Raw genomic sequence first — 16035 nt, forward strand, 5'->3', positions numbered from 1 at the left:
GTCTACGCAGGTTCGGCGAGGTCCTCCATCGCCTCGGGGAGCTTGCGCAGCCGGACGAGGGTCTGCGTGACCGTGCGGACGGCCGCGTCGGCCCGGTCGCGGGCCAGGGGCCGGGCGCCCCCGCCCGCGCCGCTGCGCCGTGCCAGCTCGTCGAGGAGCTCGCCGACCTCGGTGGAGGCGGTGTGCAGCGCGCGGATCCGCTCCTCGACGCGGGCGACCAGGTCGGCGGGCTCGGACGGCGGGTCCGCAGGCCCCCCGGGGTCCGGCACGGAACCTTCGTCGTCGGCGGCGGGCGCGGGAGCCGGGACCGCGGGGGCCGGGGTCCCGATCGCCGCGCTCACCGCGGGGGCGACCGCCGCCACGGTCCGCGCGAGCGCTCCCAGCGCGCCCGGGAGGGGCGCGGCGGCCGGCCGCGGGACGGACGGCAGCGCGGGTGCGGACGCGGGCAGCGATCCGGGTACGGAAAGGGCCGCCTTCGGCGACGGCGGCCGGACGGCGGCGGCGCGCGGCTTCCCCCCGGTGTCCTTGGGGAACTCCCCGTCGAACCACACCGGCGTCATCTCCCGGCCCGGCATCTCCTGCCCCGAACCGCTGACCCGCCAGGGCCTGCGGTCCCCGTCGTCCATCGCGGCGGCCAGCGACCTGAGCAGGCCGACCGCCGCCGGGCGGTTCTTCTCGTGCCGCAGGGCCTGGAGGCAGTTCGTGACGGTCCTGCGCGAGCGCCTGATCGGCGCCCCGGCGTCGTCGACCGCCTCCTGGCCGTCCAGCGAGCCGCGGTCGGCCTCGATGATGCCGGAGGAGGCCAGCCAGTGCGCCGCCCGGTAGGCGACCAGTTCCTCGAAGGCGAGGTCGTCGGTGTCCGCCGCGGCGAGGAGCTCCGGCAGCCTGCGGCCGGACGGCGCGATGCCGTCGCGGACCCTGGTGGAGAAGATCTGCCCCACCCGGGGGTTCCAGGGCTCGGGGTAGCTCTCGGAGGTCAGCGCGGACCAGGTGCGGGCCCGCTGGTTGATCTCGGCGGCCTTGAGCTGGGACGGCTGGTTCTCGCTCAGCGCCCGCCGCAGCAGCAGCCGCTTGTCCCGGTCGACCGGGAAGAGTTCGGACAGCAGCCTCATCGACCGCAGGTCGCGGAGCTCGGAGACGGCCATGTCCGGGGTGGCCTCCGGCAGTTCACGGATCGGCGCGAGCCCGGCGAGGACTTCCGCCGTCTTCTCGTCCATGACCTGCTGGGCCACGTACATGCCGAGGACGCTGCGCCCGAGCGCCCGCGAGCGGTCCAGGGCGTCGAACTCCAGGGGCGGGTGCACGTGGTCGCGGCGGTTGTTCATCTGCACGATGCGGTAGAGGCGCTGCGGGGTCGGGGAGCCCACCACCAGGTGGGCGTCCACCACGGCGATGGCGGCGGCCCGGCGCGCCCGCGACCCGGCGGTGGGGTCGAGCGGGTCGCCGGGCGTCTCCGCGTACTCCCTGTTGAGCACGGCGGAGAATTCGGGGAGCCAGTCGCGGGGGTCGCAGATGACGCCGTCGCCGTCCCGTTCCAGCTTTTCCAGCGGAACCCCGGCGAGCACCTCGCCGGAGGTCAAACGGAAAATCGACTGCCTTTTCTGTGTTCGATTGTTCCCTCGAACGGCCATCCAGCCCCAATAGGCGTCCGGGTAGAGCGGATTCCCGGCGGAGTCCCGTTCCGGATTCTCGTCGAGACGCACCTGCTGCGGTACGTACATCCCGGGATCCTGCTGTCCGTTGAGGACGAGATCCTCTTCGAGGTCGTACGGGCGGACCCGGTCCCGCCGCTTCAGCGCGTCCGCCGCGTCCTCGGCGTTCATCGTCAACGCCCGCCGGTTCGCGACGGAACTCTCCAGGGCGGCGTAGTACGTCTCGTCGCCGTTGCGGTCCACGCCCTTCCACGGCCGGATCGAGGCGAGCGTCCGGTCGGTGGCGCGGCCGACCGTCGGGTCCGCGACGGACCGCCAGATCGAGCTGATCCGTTCGTTGTGCCCCCACTGCACGCCGCCGACGCCGTGCATGCGGACCACGGCGACATACATGTCCCCCGCGTCGGTGCGGACGCGCCGCACGGACCCCGCCTTCAGCGTCCGTACGCCGTCGGCGTCCGGCTCGCCCATCATGGCCTCGGGGTCGACGACGAACGGCGCGATGTTCTCCAGGGCGCCGCGCGGCACGTTGACCCCTTCGGTCGCGAGGACCGCCTGCACCCAGGCCGTCTGGCGTTCGGCGGAGACCGGCATCGGGAACGGCGGCGCCACGGCGGGCTCGCCACCGGGCACGCCCGGCTCACGGGGAGAAGACATGGTGGGTGGCCCTTCGTGCGACGTCGGGAAACACCAAAAGGCTGACAGGGCGGCGAAATCCCCGGCAATGAAAATATGACGGGCACATGATTTCGAGCGCAGAGTCAGGGCCCTTACGACAGGCCGGTGCTCGAACCGACGCCCGCGCCAGCCGATATTGATGGCTGCGCGAGCCGCTACGGACGCCCGCGCGAGCCGGTTAGGAAAACCAACGGGCGCTTCCCCGGCTCCCGTACAAAAGTTCCCCATTGATTCCTGTTGACCCGCCAGCATTCCGCGGTTATACGAGGGTCACGCCCCGCCCACCGCCGTCAGCAACGCCAGCGGTGCCGCCGCCGAGCGGGATTCCAGTTCGCACGAGTGCGGGTACGGGACCGGCACCGGATACGCGTCCTTGGCGTAGCCGGCCAGCACCTCGGGGAGGCGGCCGCCCGCCGTCGCGGCGGCGGAGACCAGGCCGCGGGCCACCGCGCGGGCCTCGTCGTGCAGGCCGTAGCGGGCGAGGCCGAGCGCGATGAGCGCGTTGTCGTGCGGCCACACCGAGCCCCGGTGGTAGGAGAGCGGGTGGAACGCGGGCTGCCCGGCCGCGACCGTCCGCACGCCCCAGCCGGAGAAGAAGTCGGGCTCCAGCAGACGGCGGCCCACCGTCTCGCCGTACTCCTTGTCGAGCAGCCCGGACCACAGCAGGTGGCCCGCGTCCGAGGCGAGCGCGTCGACCTGGCGCCCCCCGCCGTCCAGGGCGAGCGCGGGAAAGCCCCGGTCCGCCATCCAGAAGTCCCGCTGGAAGCGGTCCCGCAGGTCGCCCGCCGTCTGCGTGAGCAGATCCGCGTACACCTCATCGCCCCAGACGCTCCGCGCCAGCCAGGCGGTCCGCGTCAGCGCGTCGTACGCGTACCCCTGCGCGCCCGCCGCCATGACGGGCCCGCTCGCCCCGCTGCCGTCGGCGGAACAGATCGCGCCGGGCGAGTCCTTCCAGTTCTGGTTGGCGAGGCCGCCCTCGTCCGCGCGGTAGACCAGATAGCCGCGCGAGGTGAGCCCGCCGTGGTCGAGCATCCAGCCGACGGCGGCCCGCGCGTGCGCCTCCAGACGGCGGGCGGTCGCGGTGTCGCCGGTCTGTTCCGTGTACGCGCCGAGCAGCACGAGGAAGAGCGGTGTCGCGTCCACCGAGCCGTAGTACCGCCCGAACGGCACCTGCCCGAAGTGCGCGAGCTCGCCCTCCCGCACCTCGTGGGCGATCTTGCCGGGCTGGGCGACCGCTCCGGCCACCGCGTCCGTGGCCTGCGAGGCGGCCAGCGCGGGCAGCGTCGCCGCGGCCAGGCGCGGCAGATAGGGCAGCGCGAACAGCGAGGTCAGCAGGGCGTCGCGGCCGAGCACCGTGAGGAACCAGGGCACGCCGGCCCCCGGCACGCTCAGCTCCTCGCCGTCGGGGCCCGACGCGGGCACCTGGAGGACGGCGAGGTCCGTGAGCCCGCGCAGACAGGCGTCCGCGAGACCGGGCCACCGGGCGGGCAGCTCCACGGAGGACGCGAAGTCCTCCTCCATGGCGGCCAGTTGGCGCGCGGCCACGGCGGGCGACTCGGGCACGTCCGCCAGGGCCTCCCCGTGCGGCTGCGCGGCGGCACGCAGTGCCATCTGGGCGGAACCGTGGGCGGCGAGCTCCAGGACCCAGACGAGCCGGCGCGCGCCGCCGCCGGTCTCCTCGACGGCGTCCGGCGCGGGGTCGGCGGTGACCGTCGTACGCGAACACCAGTCACCGCGCCGGTAGGCGAACTCGATGCCCGTGACACCGCCGTCGCCGTCGTCCGCGCGCCGCCGCCCGTCCGCGGCCTCGCGCCGGTCCGCCGCCTCGCGCCCGCCCCCGTCGAGCGGCCGCCGGGACCGGACCGCGCCGGGCTTCGCATACGTGCGGTGGTCGGCGCGCAGCTCGAACTGGTCGGTGAAGTCGGCGTCGACGGTCAGCGCGATGTGCACCCGCGTCGGCACCGAGCGGTTGCTCAGGACCCGCAGCGACTCCACGAACGCACCGTCGGCGACGGCCTGTTCGCGGAAGAGCGTGTACGCGGGCGGCTCCTGCCGGCCGCCGCGCGGCACCAGCACGCAGCGTGCCGCGCCGCTCGCGGCGGCGGAGGTGTCCACGGGCCGGAGGATCTCGGGGACGGCCCCGTCGACCGTCAGCTGCCAGCGGCTCAGGTGCCGCGCGTCCCGTACGAACAGGCCGTCGGGGCCCGCCCCGGCGCCGCGCACCGCGCCGACCCCGGTGATGTCGCCGCCCGTGCCGACGGCCGCGAACGTCCGGCCCCGCACCAGCAGTCGATGCCGATCACTCATGCCCACACCTCTCCTTCCGAGAGCCCGCCCCGCTCACCGTGCGCGCCCGCCGCGTCCCGCGCCCAGGCCCGCCCGTCGAGCAGCAGGTCCAGCGTGAGCGCGGCCGTCCAGCCGAAGCCGCGCGCGCCGCGGCCCCGGCCGGTGTACGGATCCACGTACTCGGCGAAGCCGGACGTGGCCGCCACGTCCAGCAGTTCTTCCCGCAACCGGGCGGCCCGCACCCGCTCGCCGTGCAGCCGGAGGCCGTGCGCCAGCAGCCAGTTGGTGTTGAACCAGGCGGGCCCGCGCCAGTAGCGGTGCCGCTCGAAGGCGGGGCCCGTCAGGTCGTAGCTCGGCACGAGGCGCGCCGGGCCGCCGAGTCCGAAGTGCGGGCCGCGGGCCGTGCGGACCAGGGCCGCGGCGACGTCCGGCGGCAGCGCGGGCAGCAGCAGCGGGATCAGGCCCGTGACGGCGCGCTCGGGGACGAGCCGTCCCGCGGACAGGTCGCGGCAGAGGAAGAGGCGCCGCCCCGGGTCCCACAGCCGGTCCACGAGCGTCCGGGTCAGCGCGTCGGCGCGGGCGCGGCGGGCGGCGGGCCCGGCCACCGCCCCGCCGTCGGTGACGCCGCTTTCGGTGTCGGCCTCGATCGCGTCCTCGATGCGGGCGAGCGCGTACTCCGAGGCGATCAGGAGCGCGTTGAAGGCGGGGTCCTCGACGCGGAACGCGCCGCCGTCCCCGGCGGGGGGCGCCCCGTCCGCGTACCGCCGGTCGCGGTAGTCCGCCGCGAGCCGCACGTACCGGCCGTAGTCCCGGTCCGTCGGGCGGTCGTCGCGGGCGCCGTGGTCGAGGTCGGCGCGGCGGAAGGTGCCGGGCGGGGCGGGCTCGACGCGGCTCAACGGCCCGTCCCAGCAGGGGCTGTTGTCCATGCCCTGCTCCCAGGGGTGCACGACGGCGGCGAGTCCGGCGCCGCCCGCGTCCCTGGCGTGCAGCAGATAGCGGTGCCAGGCGGCGAGCCGCGGGTGGAGGCGGGCGAGGAAGGAGCGGGCGCGGGACAGGCCGGGGTCCGCGCGGTGCACCAGCCAGGCGGCCAGCGCGTGCACGGGCGGCTGCACGATGCCGGAGGTCTGCACGCCGCCGGGCGCCCCGGCGCGGCGGCCCGCCGTGGTGGAGCGCCAGAAGTCGGGGCTGGGGAAGTACGCGTCGAGGGGGACGGCGTCGTTGAAGACGATGTGCGGGACGCGCCCGTCGCCCCACTGCGCCGCGAGAAGCGTCTCCAGCTCCAACTGGGCCCGCAGCGGCGAGAGATGGCGCAGCCCGATCGCGATGAAGGCGGAGTCCCAGGACCACTGGTGGGGATACAGCGCACGGGACGGCACGGTGGACGTCCCCGTCCAGTTCGCCCACAGCACCTCGGCGGCCCGCTCCCGCAGCTCCTGCCGCCCCCGGCAGGCTCGGCGGGCGTGCGGCCGGACGGCTGCGGTACTGCGGTCCACGCGTGTCTCCGCTCCTCGCGGGCCTCGACGGCCCGTCAGTTAGGTCTCTTCGGCTCTTGAGTTACGCCCAACCAACGCGCAAAACTCAATATGAAACGCGGACTTGATGAACACAAGGGGAAACGATGACGGGAACCACAAGGAAGACCGGGGTACGCCCGGCACCCGGTCCGGTCGTACGGTGAGCGGCACGGGGGCGGAATCGAACGGGAGGGGCGAGGGGTGACGCGTGCCGACGGCACCACACGGCGGCCGGCCGCGGCGGGGGCCGGGGTGTCGGCGGGCACCGGACCCGGTGACCTGCTGCACCTCGTACGCAGCGGGCGGGCCACCACCCGGGGGGCGCTGCAGCAGGTCACGGGGCTGTCCCGGGCCACGGTGGGGCAGCGGCTCGACCGGCTGTTCCGGGCGGGGTGGCTGCGCGAGGGGGCCGGGGGCCCGGTGGAGTCACCGCTCGGCGGGCGGCCCGCGATCCGCCTGGAGTTCGACGACGCCCATGCCGTCGTGCTCGCCGCCGACCTGGAGACCCGGCACGCCCGCACGGCGCTGCTGACGCTCGGCGGGGAGGTCGTCGCCGAGCGGGCGGCGCCGCTGTCCGTCGAGGACGGCCCGGACGTGACCCTCGGCGAGCTCGGCGTCCGCTTCGGGCAGCTGCTGCGCGAGAGCGGGCGCTCCGCCGCGTCGGTGTGCGGCATCGGACTCGCCGTGCCGGGGCCGGTCGACAGCGCGACGGGCCGTGTCGTGCAGCCGCCGATCATGCCGGGCTGGGACGGGTACGACATACGGTCCCGGTTGCGCCGCGCGTTCATGGAACAGACGGGAGCGGACCGTACGCCCGGGACGCCCGCCCTCCCCGCTCCCCCCGCTCTCCCCGTTCTCGTCGACAACGACGCCAACCTGATGGCGTACGGCGAACAGCGCACCCACTATCCGGACTGCGCGGCCTTCGCCCTGGTCAAGGTGTCCACCGGCATCGGCTCCGGTGTCGTCGTGGGCGGCTCCGTCTACCGGGGCATCGACGGCGGCGCCGGGGACATCGGGCACATACGGGTGCCCGAGGGCGCCGACGCGCTGTGCAAGTGCGGGTCGTACGGCTGCCTGGCCGCCGTGGCCAGCGGCCGGGCCGTGGCGCGGCGGCTGGCGGAGGCGGGCGTCCCCGCGGCCTCGGGGTCGGACGTTCGGGCGCTCCTGGAGGCGGGCAACCCCGAGGCGGTGCGGTTCGCGCGTGAGGCGGGGCGGCACGTCGGGGAGGTCCTCGCGACCGTGGTGACGCTGCTGAACCCGGGCGTTCTGATGATCGCCGGAGATCTGGCCGGAACCCCGTTCCTCACCGGCGTCCGGGAGCTGCTCTACCAGCGGGCGCTGCCCCGCTCCACGGCCCGCCTGGAGGTCGTCACCTCGCGCCTCGGCGCGCGTGCCGCGCTCGTCGGGGCGGGAACGCTGGTGGTGGAGCACCTGTACGCCCCCGAGCGGGTGGAGGAGCGGCTCGCCGCGCTGGGGGTGTAGTGCGATCGGCCGAACGGTCCCCGAGGTGGTCGCGGGTGTCCGAAGGGGGTCCGGATGCTGACATCCGGCGCCTTCAAACGGCGTGATTCTCGCCACCCCTGATACCCCTCGCGCTCAGATGAGCGCATTCCGGGCGACTGCACTTCTCCAAGGGGTGGCACTCAGTGCCACTGCTCGATCATTCATGAGCTGAACTCACATCTGAGTTCACTCCGCTCATCTGAGCGTTTTACGGGGTCTACGGGGGTAGCGACTTCAAGACTTGAAGACAAGACGCCGCCCTCGGCTACCGCTCAGTCACTTTCGATCTAGCGGCGGACGGGTGGTTACGGCCGCATGACGCACAAGTGGACGTACCCAGGCGCCTTCGATCTGGGTATGTTCCTCGCCGTCAGGGCAGCCACCGAGTCCTCGAGGAGTCGAGACCCGTGTCGGAAAACAAAGATCCCCACGTAGCTCACACGAGTGAGGGCGTGAAGTTCGTCTACGACTTCACCGAGGGCAACAAGGACCTCAAGGACCTTCTCGGCGGGAAGGGCGCGAACCTCGCCGAGATGACGAACCTCGGGCTGCCCGTCCCCCCGGGCTTCACCATCACCACCGAGGCCTGCAAGACGTACCTCGACAGCGGCGAGGAGCCCGTCGAGCTGCGGGACGAGGTGAGCGCGCACCTCGACGCGCTCGAGAAGAACATGGGCAAGAAGCTCGGCCAGGCCGACGACCCGCTGCTCGTCTCGGTCCGCTCGGGCGCCAAGTTCTCGATGCCCGGCATGATGGACACGGTCCTGAACATCGGGCTCTCCGACAAGTCCGTGACGGGCCTCGCCAAGCAGTCCGGCGACGACCGCTTCGCGTGGGACTCCTACCGCCGGCTCATCCAGATGTTCGGCAAGACCGTCCTCGGCGTCGACGGCGAACTCTTCGAGGACGCCCTGGAGAAGGCCAAGGACGCCAAGAAGGTCTCGGTCGACACCGACCTGGAGGCCGCCGACCTGAAGAAGCTGGTCACCCGCTTCAAGAAGATCGTCAAGACGGAGGCCGGGCGGGACTTCCCGCAGGACCCGCGCGAGCAGATGGACCTCGCGATCCGCTCGGTCTTCGAGTCGTGGAACACCGACCGCGCCAAGCTCTACCGCCGCCAGGAGCGCATCCCCGGCGACCTCGGCACGGCCGTCAACGTCTGCTCGATGGTCTTCGGCAACCTCGGCCCGGACTCCGGCACGGGCGTCGCGTTCACCCGCGACCCGGCCAGCGGCCACCAGGGCGTGTACGGCGACTACCTGCAGAACGCGCAGGGCGAGGACGTCGTGGCGGGCATCCGCAACACCGTGCCGCTCGCCGATCTGGAGCAGATCGACAAGAAGTCGTACGACCAGCTCATGCAGATCATGGAGACCCTCGAGACGCACTACAAGGACCTGTGCGACATCGAGTTCACCATCGAGCGCGGCCAGCTGTGGATGCTGCAGACCCGCGTCGGCAAGCGCACCGCCGGTGCCGCCTTCCGCATCGCGACGCAGCTCGTGGACCAGGGCCTGATCGACGAGGCCGAGGCGCTGCAGCGCGTCAACGGCGCCCAGCTCGCGCAGCTGATGTTCCCCCGCTTCGACGAGGGCGCCAAGGTCGAGCAGCTCGGCCGTGGCATCGCCGCGTCACCCGGTGCCGCGGTCGGCAAGGCGGTCTTCGACTCGTACACCGCGATCAAGTGGTCGCGCTCCGGCGAGAAGGTCATCCTGATCCGCCGCGAGACCAACCCCGACGACCTGGACGGCATGATCGCCGCCGAGGGCATCCTGACCTCGCGCGGCGGCAAGACCTCGCACGCCGCCGTCGTGGCGCGCGGCATGGGCAAGACCTGTGTGTGCGGCGCCGAGGACCTGGAGGTCGACACCAAGCGGCGCCGGCTGACCGTGGGCGACGTCGTCGTCGAGGAGGGCGACGTCGTCTCCATCGACGGCTCCACCGGCAAGGTCTACCTCGGTGAGGTGCCCGTCGTGCCCTCCCCCGTCGTCGAGTACTTCGAGGGCCGGATGCACGCGGGCGCCGACGACGCCGACGAGCTGGTCGCCGCCGTGCACCGGATCATGGCGTACGCGGACCGGGTGCGGCGCCTGCGGGTGCGCGCCAACGCGGACAACGCGGAGGACGCGCTGCGCGCCCGCCGCTTCGGCGCGCAGGGCATCGGCCTGTGCCGCACCGAGCACATGTTCCTCGGCGAGCGCCGCGAGATGGTCGAGCGGCTGATCCTGGCCGACGCGGACGGCGAGCGCGAGGAGGCCCTCAAGGAGCTCCTGCCGCTGCAGAAGCGCGACTTCGTGGAGCTCTTCGAGGCGATGGACGGCCTGCCCGTCACCGTGCGCCTGCTGGACCCGCCGCTGCACGAGTTCCTGCCCGACATCACCGAGCTCTCCGTCCGGGTGGCGCTCGCCGAGTCCCGCAAGGACGCCAACGAGAACGACCTGCGCCTGCTCCAGGCCGTGCACCGGCTGCACGAGCAGAACCCGATGCTGGGTCTGCGCGGCGTCCGCCTCGGCCTGGTCATCCCCGGCCTGTTCACCATGCAGGTACGGGCCATCGCGGAGGCCGCGGCCGAGCGCAAGACCGCCAAGGGCGACCCGCGCGCGGAGATCATGATCCCGCTCGTCGGCACCGTCCAGGAGCTGGAGATCGTCCGTGAGGAGGCCGAGCAGGTCATCGCGGAGGTCGTCGAGTCCACCGGCGTCGACCTGAAGCTGGCGCTCGGCACGATGATCGAGCTGCCGCGTGCCGCGCTCACCGCGGACCAGATCGCGGAGGCCGCGGAGTTCTTCTCCTTCGGCACGAACGACCTCACGCAGACCGTCTGGGGCTTCTCCCGCGACGACGTCGAGGCGAGCTTCTTCACGGCGTACCTGGAGAAGGGCATCTTCGGGGTCTCGCCCTTCGAGACCATCGACAAGGACGGCGTCGGCAAGCTGGTCAAGGACGCGGTCACCGCGGGCCGCGCCACGCGCCCCGACCTGAAGCTCGGCGTCTGCGGCGAGCACGGCGGCGACCCCGAGTCGGTGCACTTCTTCCACGAGGTGGGCCTGGACTACGTCTCCTGCTCGCCGTTCCGCATCCCGGTGGCCCGCCTGGAGGCCGGCCGCGCCGCCTCCCACTCGACGGGCAGCGACCACCGGTAACCGGACCCCGGGACCGCCGCCGTGTCCCCGACCCTCAGTACCGATGCGGCGACGGTCCCGGCCCACGATGAAGGGGCAGCACCCTGTGCGGGGGTGCTGCCCCTTCCGGCGTGGTCCGGGGAGGCGTGTCACGTGCCCCGGCCGACCACCGGGTCTAGCGGTTCGCCGTTTCGCGGGGTGTGAAGTGGCTCGTGCGGGCGATCGTGCGGACCATCGCGTTGCGCGTCGCGAGGCCCGGTCGGGTGCGGGGCAGCAGGAGGCGGGAGAGCAGGCCCGTGCGCCGCTGCCGCGGGCCCACCTCCCGGCGGAGCCGCGACTCGTAGGCGGCGTAGGCGCGGGTGTGGTCGCCGGGGTGGGCGGCGAGTTCCTCCGCGAGGGCGTACGCGCCCGCCATCGCCAGGCTGGATCCGTCGCCCAGCAGGGCTGTCGCCGCCGCCGCGTCCCCGAGCAGGACGACCCGGCCGCGGGACCACGAGGGCACCCGGACGGTGGTCAGGGGGTCGAAGAACGGGGCCGGGTGGTCGAGGAACGCCGCCACGAACTCCGGTGCCCGCCACCGCACGTCGGCGTAGGCGTCGGCCACGGTCTGCTGGTGAAGCGCGATGTTCTTGCGGTCGTGGGGCGCCGCCCGTGCGGCCCGGAACGTGAAGATCGCGAGCGGAGTGGTCCGCGACGGGTGGAGGACCAGCATCCGGTCGGGCACGGTCAGCATCGTCATCTCGCTGGGGTCCTCCAGGGCGTCGGGTTCCAGCGGGACCGTCGCGCCGTACAGGCCCAGATCGCTCGTGAACTGCCGCTCGGGGCCGAACACCAGGCGCCGCACGGTGGAATGCAGCCCGTCCGCACCGACCACCAGGTCGAAGCGCCGCGGCGCGGCACGCCGGAAGGTGACGTCGACCCCACCGGCGTCCTGGTCGAGCGCGGTGACCGTGTCGTCGAACAGGAACTCGGCCTCGGCCTGCGCCGCCCGATGGAGCACGTCGGACAGGTCGGCCCGGGTCACCTCGACCGTCGACGCCCCGGACGAGGTGAGCGGAAGGTTCAGGACGCGCCTGCCGTCGGGGTCGAGCAGGGTCAGCGACCGATTGCGGGTGGCGAGGTCGCGGAGCTCGGGGAGGATGCCCATGTGCCGGGCGACCGGGACGGCGGGCCCCTTCACGACGATCGCGCTGCCGCCGGAGCGCAGTTGCCGGGCGTGTTCGACGACCGTCGGCCTGTAGCCGTTCCGGGAGAGCCAGTACGCGAGGGCGGGCCCCGCGATTCCGGCTCCGACTATCAGCACCTCGGGCTTCTTCATGACGATGACCTCTCGCAGTGTCGATGACCAGGTCCTCGGCGGGTGCTGGAGGCCGGGTCTCGGGGCGCGGCGGCACGGGTGGCACGGCCGGGCCCAGGTACGAAAAATTTCGTACCTCAGTGGAGCACACCGTTCAGGTACGATTCAAGTCGTACCTGATGGAGGTGTCGCGTGACGGGGAAGAAGCTGGTCGGCCCGGAGACCGGTGCGCTCGACCTGGGCGCGGTGTTCCGGGCCCTCGCCGACGAGCACCGCCGTTCGGTGATGACGCAGTTGGCCGCCGACGCCGGCGACGGCGAGCGGGGCTGCAACTCGTTCGACCTCCCGATCTCGAAGCAGACCCAGACCCACCACTTCCGCGTGCTGCGCGAGGCGGGTCTCGTCGACGAGATCGACTACGGCAACCGCAAGGGCGTCCGCCTGCGACGCGCGGACATCGAGAAGAGGTTCCCCGGGCTGCTCGCGCTCCTGGGGACGGAGGCCCCGGGCGGCACCGCGCCTCGCTGAGCACCGGCGAGCACACCGGAGCGGGCGCCGAGGCGACCGCTCCGCGAACCGGGCCTAGCCCGCCGGATCGGTCCTCCTGCGCCGGTTCGCCTGGAAGCGGGCCTTCTTCTCGCGGTTTCCGCACGTGTTCATCTCGCACCATCTGCGGGTGCGGCTGCGGCTCGTGTCGAAGAAGGCGGCGCGGCAGGTCGGGGACGCGCACAGGGCCAGCCGGCCGTCGCGCTCGCCCGCGACGACGGCGATCGCGTCGGCGGCGATCACGCCGAGGGCGTCCGCCACGCCGGACGCCCGGCCGAGCCGCCACTCCCGCTCGCCCTCCGACGTCAGGACCGCCACCGCCCGGCCCCGGGCGCTGTGGTCGTTGATGACCCGGACGGCGGGCGCGGGCAGGTCCTCCTGGAGCGCGGCGGCCGTCGCCGCGGCATGGATTGCCTCCCGCAGCTCCCGGGCGCGGTCGAGCTCGGCCTCGGTGCAGGAGGCCACGGCCAGGCCGTTCACCGCCAGCCAGTCGGCGAGGCGCCGCGGCACGGGGATGCGCTCCACGGGCTCGCCCTGCCGCTCCGACAGGGTCCCCGTGAAGCTGGTCGCCAGGACCGCGCCGAGGCGGAATTCAGGGAAGGCGGCGCTCATGGAACCACCTTAGCCGGTTGCGGGACCGTCGCGAGAACTGTTAGAACCGGCATAGACGGTTCGCGACCGACCGGGGCCCGACAGCTGCCCGACGGCTGCCCGACCGCCCGGGGCGCCCCGGGGCGAGCCGCAGTCCGTTCCGCGATGGCCAGGAGGTCCCATGTCCCGTCCCAGCAGCGCCGTCCCAGCAGGCCCCGGCAGCGCCGTCCGAGCATTCGACCACCGCGTGTCCGACGCCGAACTCGACGACCTGCGCGCCCGCCTGGCCGCCGCGCGCCTGCCGGAGGCCGAGACGGTCCGGCCCGGCGCGGCCGGGCGCCGTCGGTGGGACCAGGGCGTCCCGCTCGCCGACCTCGCCGACGTCGTGGAGTACTGGCGCACCACGTACGACTGGCGGGCCTTCGAGGCGCGGCTCGACCGGATCGGGCAGTTCCGGACGACCGTCGACGGGCTGGGCATCCACTTCCTGCACCGCCGGTCCCCGCGCGCGGACGCCACTCCCCTGCTCCTGACGCACGGATGGCCGGGCAGCGTCGCCGAGTTCGTCGATGTGATCGGCGAGCTGGCGGACCCCGCCGACCCGGCCGCGCCGGCCTTCCACGTCGTGGCGCCCTCGCTGCCCGGCTTCGGCCACAGCGACCGCCCTGCCGCCGCCGGATGGGGCACCGAGAAGATCGCCGCCGCGTGGGTGGAGCTCATGGGACGGCTCGGCTACGCCAGGTTCCTGGCCCACGGCGGCGACTGGGGAGGCAACATCACCACGGTGCTCGGCGGCCGGTTCCCCGAGCACGTCCTCGGCATCCACACCCTGTTCGCGGAGGCGCCGCCCGGCCTGCCGACGGACGGGCTGACGGCGGACGAGCGCCGGTGGACCGAGGAGACCCGGCTCTTCTGGCGGCACCGGGCGGCCTACGCCAAGCAGCAGGCGACCCGGCCGCAGACCATCGGCTACGCGCTGGTCGACTCACCGGTCGGCCTGCTCGCGTGGATCCTCGACAAGTTCGCCGAGTGGTCGGACACCGACGACAGCCCGTTCGAGACGATCTCCCGGGACCGGATCCTCGACGACGTCACCCTGTACTGGCTGACGCGGACCGGCGCGTCGGCGGCCCGCATCTACCACGAGAGCCACGACTCGCTCGACCCCGGACTGCGCGTCGACGTCCCGGCGGCCGTCACCATGTATCCCCGCGACATCGAGAAGTGCCCCCGCCCCTGGGCGCAGGAGCGGTACCGGCGGATCGTCCGGTGGCGGGAGCCCGACGCCGGCGGGCACTTCCCGTCGCTGGAGGTCCCGGAGTACTTCGTCGCGGACCTGCGGGAGGGCCTCGCGGCCGTGCTGGCCGCTCAGCGGTGAGCGCCGGCGTGCTCGGGCGGCACCGGTCCGGGCGGCGCCATGAGGTCCGGCCGGTGGCGGGCCGCCGCGGCGGCAGCCGCCGGGCCGCCGAGCGCGGCCACCCCGATGAGACGGTCGCCCTGGTAGTAGCCGTAGAGCAGATCGCCGTCCGTCGCGTCCGGGTCCCCTTCGAGGAGTCGGGTCCGCTCGGCGGGCGCGGTCCTGCCGAACGACTGGAGGCGCAGGCTGAACTGGTCGCTCCAGAAGGACGGCAGGGGCGCGCAGGGGGCCGCGGGCAGGGCGGCGCCGGTCAGGCCCGCGATCAGGGCGCGGGCCGCGTGCCGGGCCGTGTCGCCGGGGACCGACCAGTGTTCGACGCGGTGCGCGTCCGGGCCGTAGCGCGGGTTCGGGAAGCGGGCGACGTCGCCGACGGCCACCGCGTGCGGGAGGCCGCCGATGCGCAGGTGGGCGTCGCAGAGCACGCCGTCGGTGAGGTCGAGACCGGCCGTCGCGGCCAGCCACTCGGTGTTGGGCAGCGAGCCGACGGCCTCCACGAGCACATCGGCCCGCAACTCGGTGCCGTCGTCCAGGACGGCACCGCACGGGGTGAGTCCGGTGACGAGGCGGCCCGTCAGGAACCGCACGCCCCGCGCCTCGTGGCGGCCCCGGAGCGCCCGGGCGAGGTCCTCGCCGACCGCGAGGAGCATCGGCTCGGCCTCCGGGGCGACGACCGTGACCGCGCAGCCCGCGCCGCGCGCGGTGGCCGCCACCTCGCAGCCGATGAACCCGGCGCCGATCACCAGGACCCGGGCGCCCGCCACCAGCACGGCGGCCAGCGCCGCCGAGTCCTCCACCGTGCGCAGGACGTGCCGGGGCGGGCCCCCGGGCAGCGGGAGCCTGCGTGGCCGCACCCCCGTCGCGGCCACCAGACCCACGTACCCATGGACGGAACCGTCGGTCAGCGTGAGCGTGCGCGCCGCGAGGTCGGCGGACGCGACGGCGGTGCCCAGTCGCCACACGGCGTCCTCGACACCGGCGCGGCGGCGCAGCCGGGTGCTGGACGCGGGCGCGCGCCCCGCGAGCACCTCCTTGGACAACGGCGGCCGGTTGTACGGGAGATGGGACTCGTCGCCGAAGAGGGTGAGGGGGCCCTCCCAGCCCGCGGCCCGCAGCTGTTCGGCCGCCCGCAGCCCGCCCAGCGAGGCCCCGACGACGGCGATGCCCGCCCCCGTCACGCCTCAGCCCCCGACCCGGATGGCCTGCAGCGGGCAGACGTCGGCGGCGTCCTCGACCTCGTCGCGCAGGGCGGCGTCGGGGGCGGCGACGTACGCGAGGCGGCCGTCGTCGTCGAGCCGGAAGACGTCCGGCGCGGCGAAGACGCACTGCCCGTGGTTCTGGCAGAGATCCATGTCGACGGTGACGGTGACGGTGACGGTGGCGGTCACGTGGGCGTGGGCGTTGGCGTTGGCGTTGGCCATCTGAACTC

The 16035-nt window shown here is 73.8% G+C and carries 11 protein-coding genes; 4 read left to right on the plus strand and 7 right to left on the minus strand.

Annotation, left to right across the window (positions count from 1 at the left end):
* Positions 1-2 precede the first annotated feature (2 nt).
* From ACFYXE_RS13930 to ACFYXE_RS13940, 3 genes are all read right to left on the minus strand, one after another.
* Positions 3-2309, minus strand: coding sequence for a hypothetical protein (locus tag ACFYXE_RS13930; RefSeq protein ID WP_389312151.1), 2307 nt, complete (start codon positions 2307-2309; stop codon positions 3-5).
* 291 nt (positions 2310-2600) lie between these two features.
* Positions 2601-4637, minus strand: a complete 2037-nt coding sequence (locus ACFYXE_RS13935) for a glycogen debranching N-terminal domain-containing protein (RefSeq protein ID WP_389312153.1) — start codon at positions 4635-4637, stop codon at positions 2601-2603.
* Positions 4634-6109, minus strand: a complete 1476-nt coding sequence (locus tag ACFYXE_RS13940; RefSeq protein WP_389312155.1) for a hypothetical protein — start codon at positions 6107-6109, stop codon at positions 4634-4636. Before ACFYXE_RS13940 ends, ACFYXE_RS13935 begins: the two co-directional genes overlap by 4 nt.
* 273 nt (positions 6110-6382) lie before the next feature.
* Between ACFYXE_RS13940 and ACFYXE_RS13945 the strand changes: the two genes are divergently transcribed.
* On the plus strand, positions 6383-7615 hold the full coding sequence (locus ACFYXE_RS13945) for an ROK family protein (protein WP_389312565.1): 1233 nt from the start codon (positions 6383-6385) through the stop codon (positions 7613-7615).
* A gap of 428 nt (positions 7616-8043) precedes the next feature.
* On the plus strand, positions 8044-10779 hold the full coding sequence (gene ppdK, locus ACFYXE_RS13950) for a pyruvate, phosphate dikinase (RefSeq protein WP_361169238.1): 2736 nt from the start codon (positions 8044-8046) through the stop codon (positions 10777-10779).
* Positions 10780-10933: 154 nt separating this feature from the next.
* On the opposite strand, the gene ACFYXE_RS13955 is transcribed toward ppdK, so the two are convergent.
* Positions 10934-12076 (minus strand): FAD-dependent monooxygenase, encoded by a 1143-nt coding sequence (locus ACFYXE_RS13955; RefSeq protein WP_389312158.1) that lies wholly within the window; start codon positions 12074-12076, stop codon positions 10934-10936.
* 171 nt (positions 12077-12247) lie between these two features.
* On the opposite strand from ACFYXE_RS13955, the gene ACFYXE_RS13960 reads away from it, so the two are divergent.
* Positions 12248-12583: an ArsR/SmtB family transcription factor gene (locus ACFYXE_RS13960; protein ID WP_389312160.1), complete on the plus strand. Its 336-nt coding sequence runs from the start codon at positions 12248-12250 to the stop codon at positions 12581-12583.
* Between the two features lie 54 nt (positions 12584-12637).
* On the opposite strand, the gene ACFYXE_RS13965 is transcribed toward ACFYXE_RS13960, so the two are convergent.
* Positions 12638-13213 (minus strand): CGNR zinc finger domain-containing protein, encoded by a 576-nt coding sequence (locus ACFYXE_RS13965; protein WP_389312162.1) that lies wholly within the window; start codon positions 13211-13213, stop codon positions 12638-12640.
* Between the two features lie 160 nt (positions 13214-13373).
* On the opposite strand from ACFYXE_RS13965, the gene ACFYXE_RS13970 reads away from it, so the two are divergent.
* A complete protein-coding gene (locus tag ACFYXE_RS13970; RefSeq protein WP_389312164.1) occupies positions 13374-14570 on the plus strand; it encodes an epoxide hydrolase in 1197 nt (398 codons plus the stop codon).
* Here the strand turns inward: ACFYXE_RS13970 and ACFYXE_RS13975 are convergent.
* Both ACFYXE_RS13975 and ACFYXE_RS13980 read right to left on the minus strand, forming a co-directional pair.
* Positions 14561-15784 (minus strand): NAD(P)/FAD-dependent oxidoreductase, encoded by a 1224-nt coding sequence (locus ACFYXE_RS13975; RefSeq protein ID WP_389312166.1) that lies wholly within the window; start codon positions 15782-15784, stop codon positions 14561-14563. The genes ACFYXE_RS13970 and ACFYXE_RS13975 overlap by 10 nt on opposite strands.
* 3 nt (positions 15785-15787) lie before the next feature.
* The gene (locus ACFYXE_RS13980) at positions 15788-15994 is read right to left on the minus strand and encodes a ferredoxin (protein ID WP_389312567.1); all 207 of its coding nucleotides are present in this window, start codon (positions 15992-15994) and stop codon (positions 15788-15790) included.
* Positions 15995-16035 lie beyond the last annotated feature (41 nt).

This window comes from Streptomyces sp. NPDC002564, from assembly GCF_042889645.1.
Classification (GTDB): domain Bacteria; phylum Actinomycetota; class Actinomycetes; order Streptomycetales; family Streptomycetaceae; genus Streptomyces.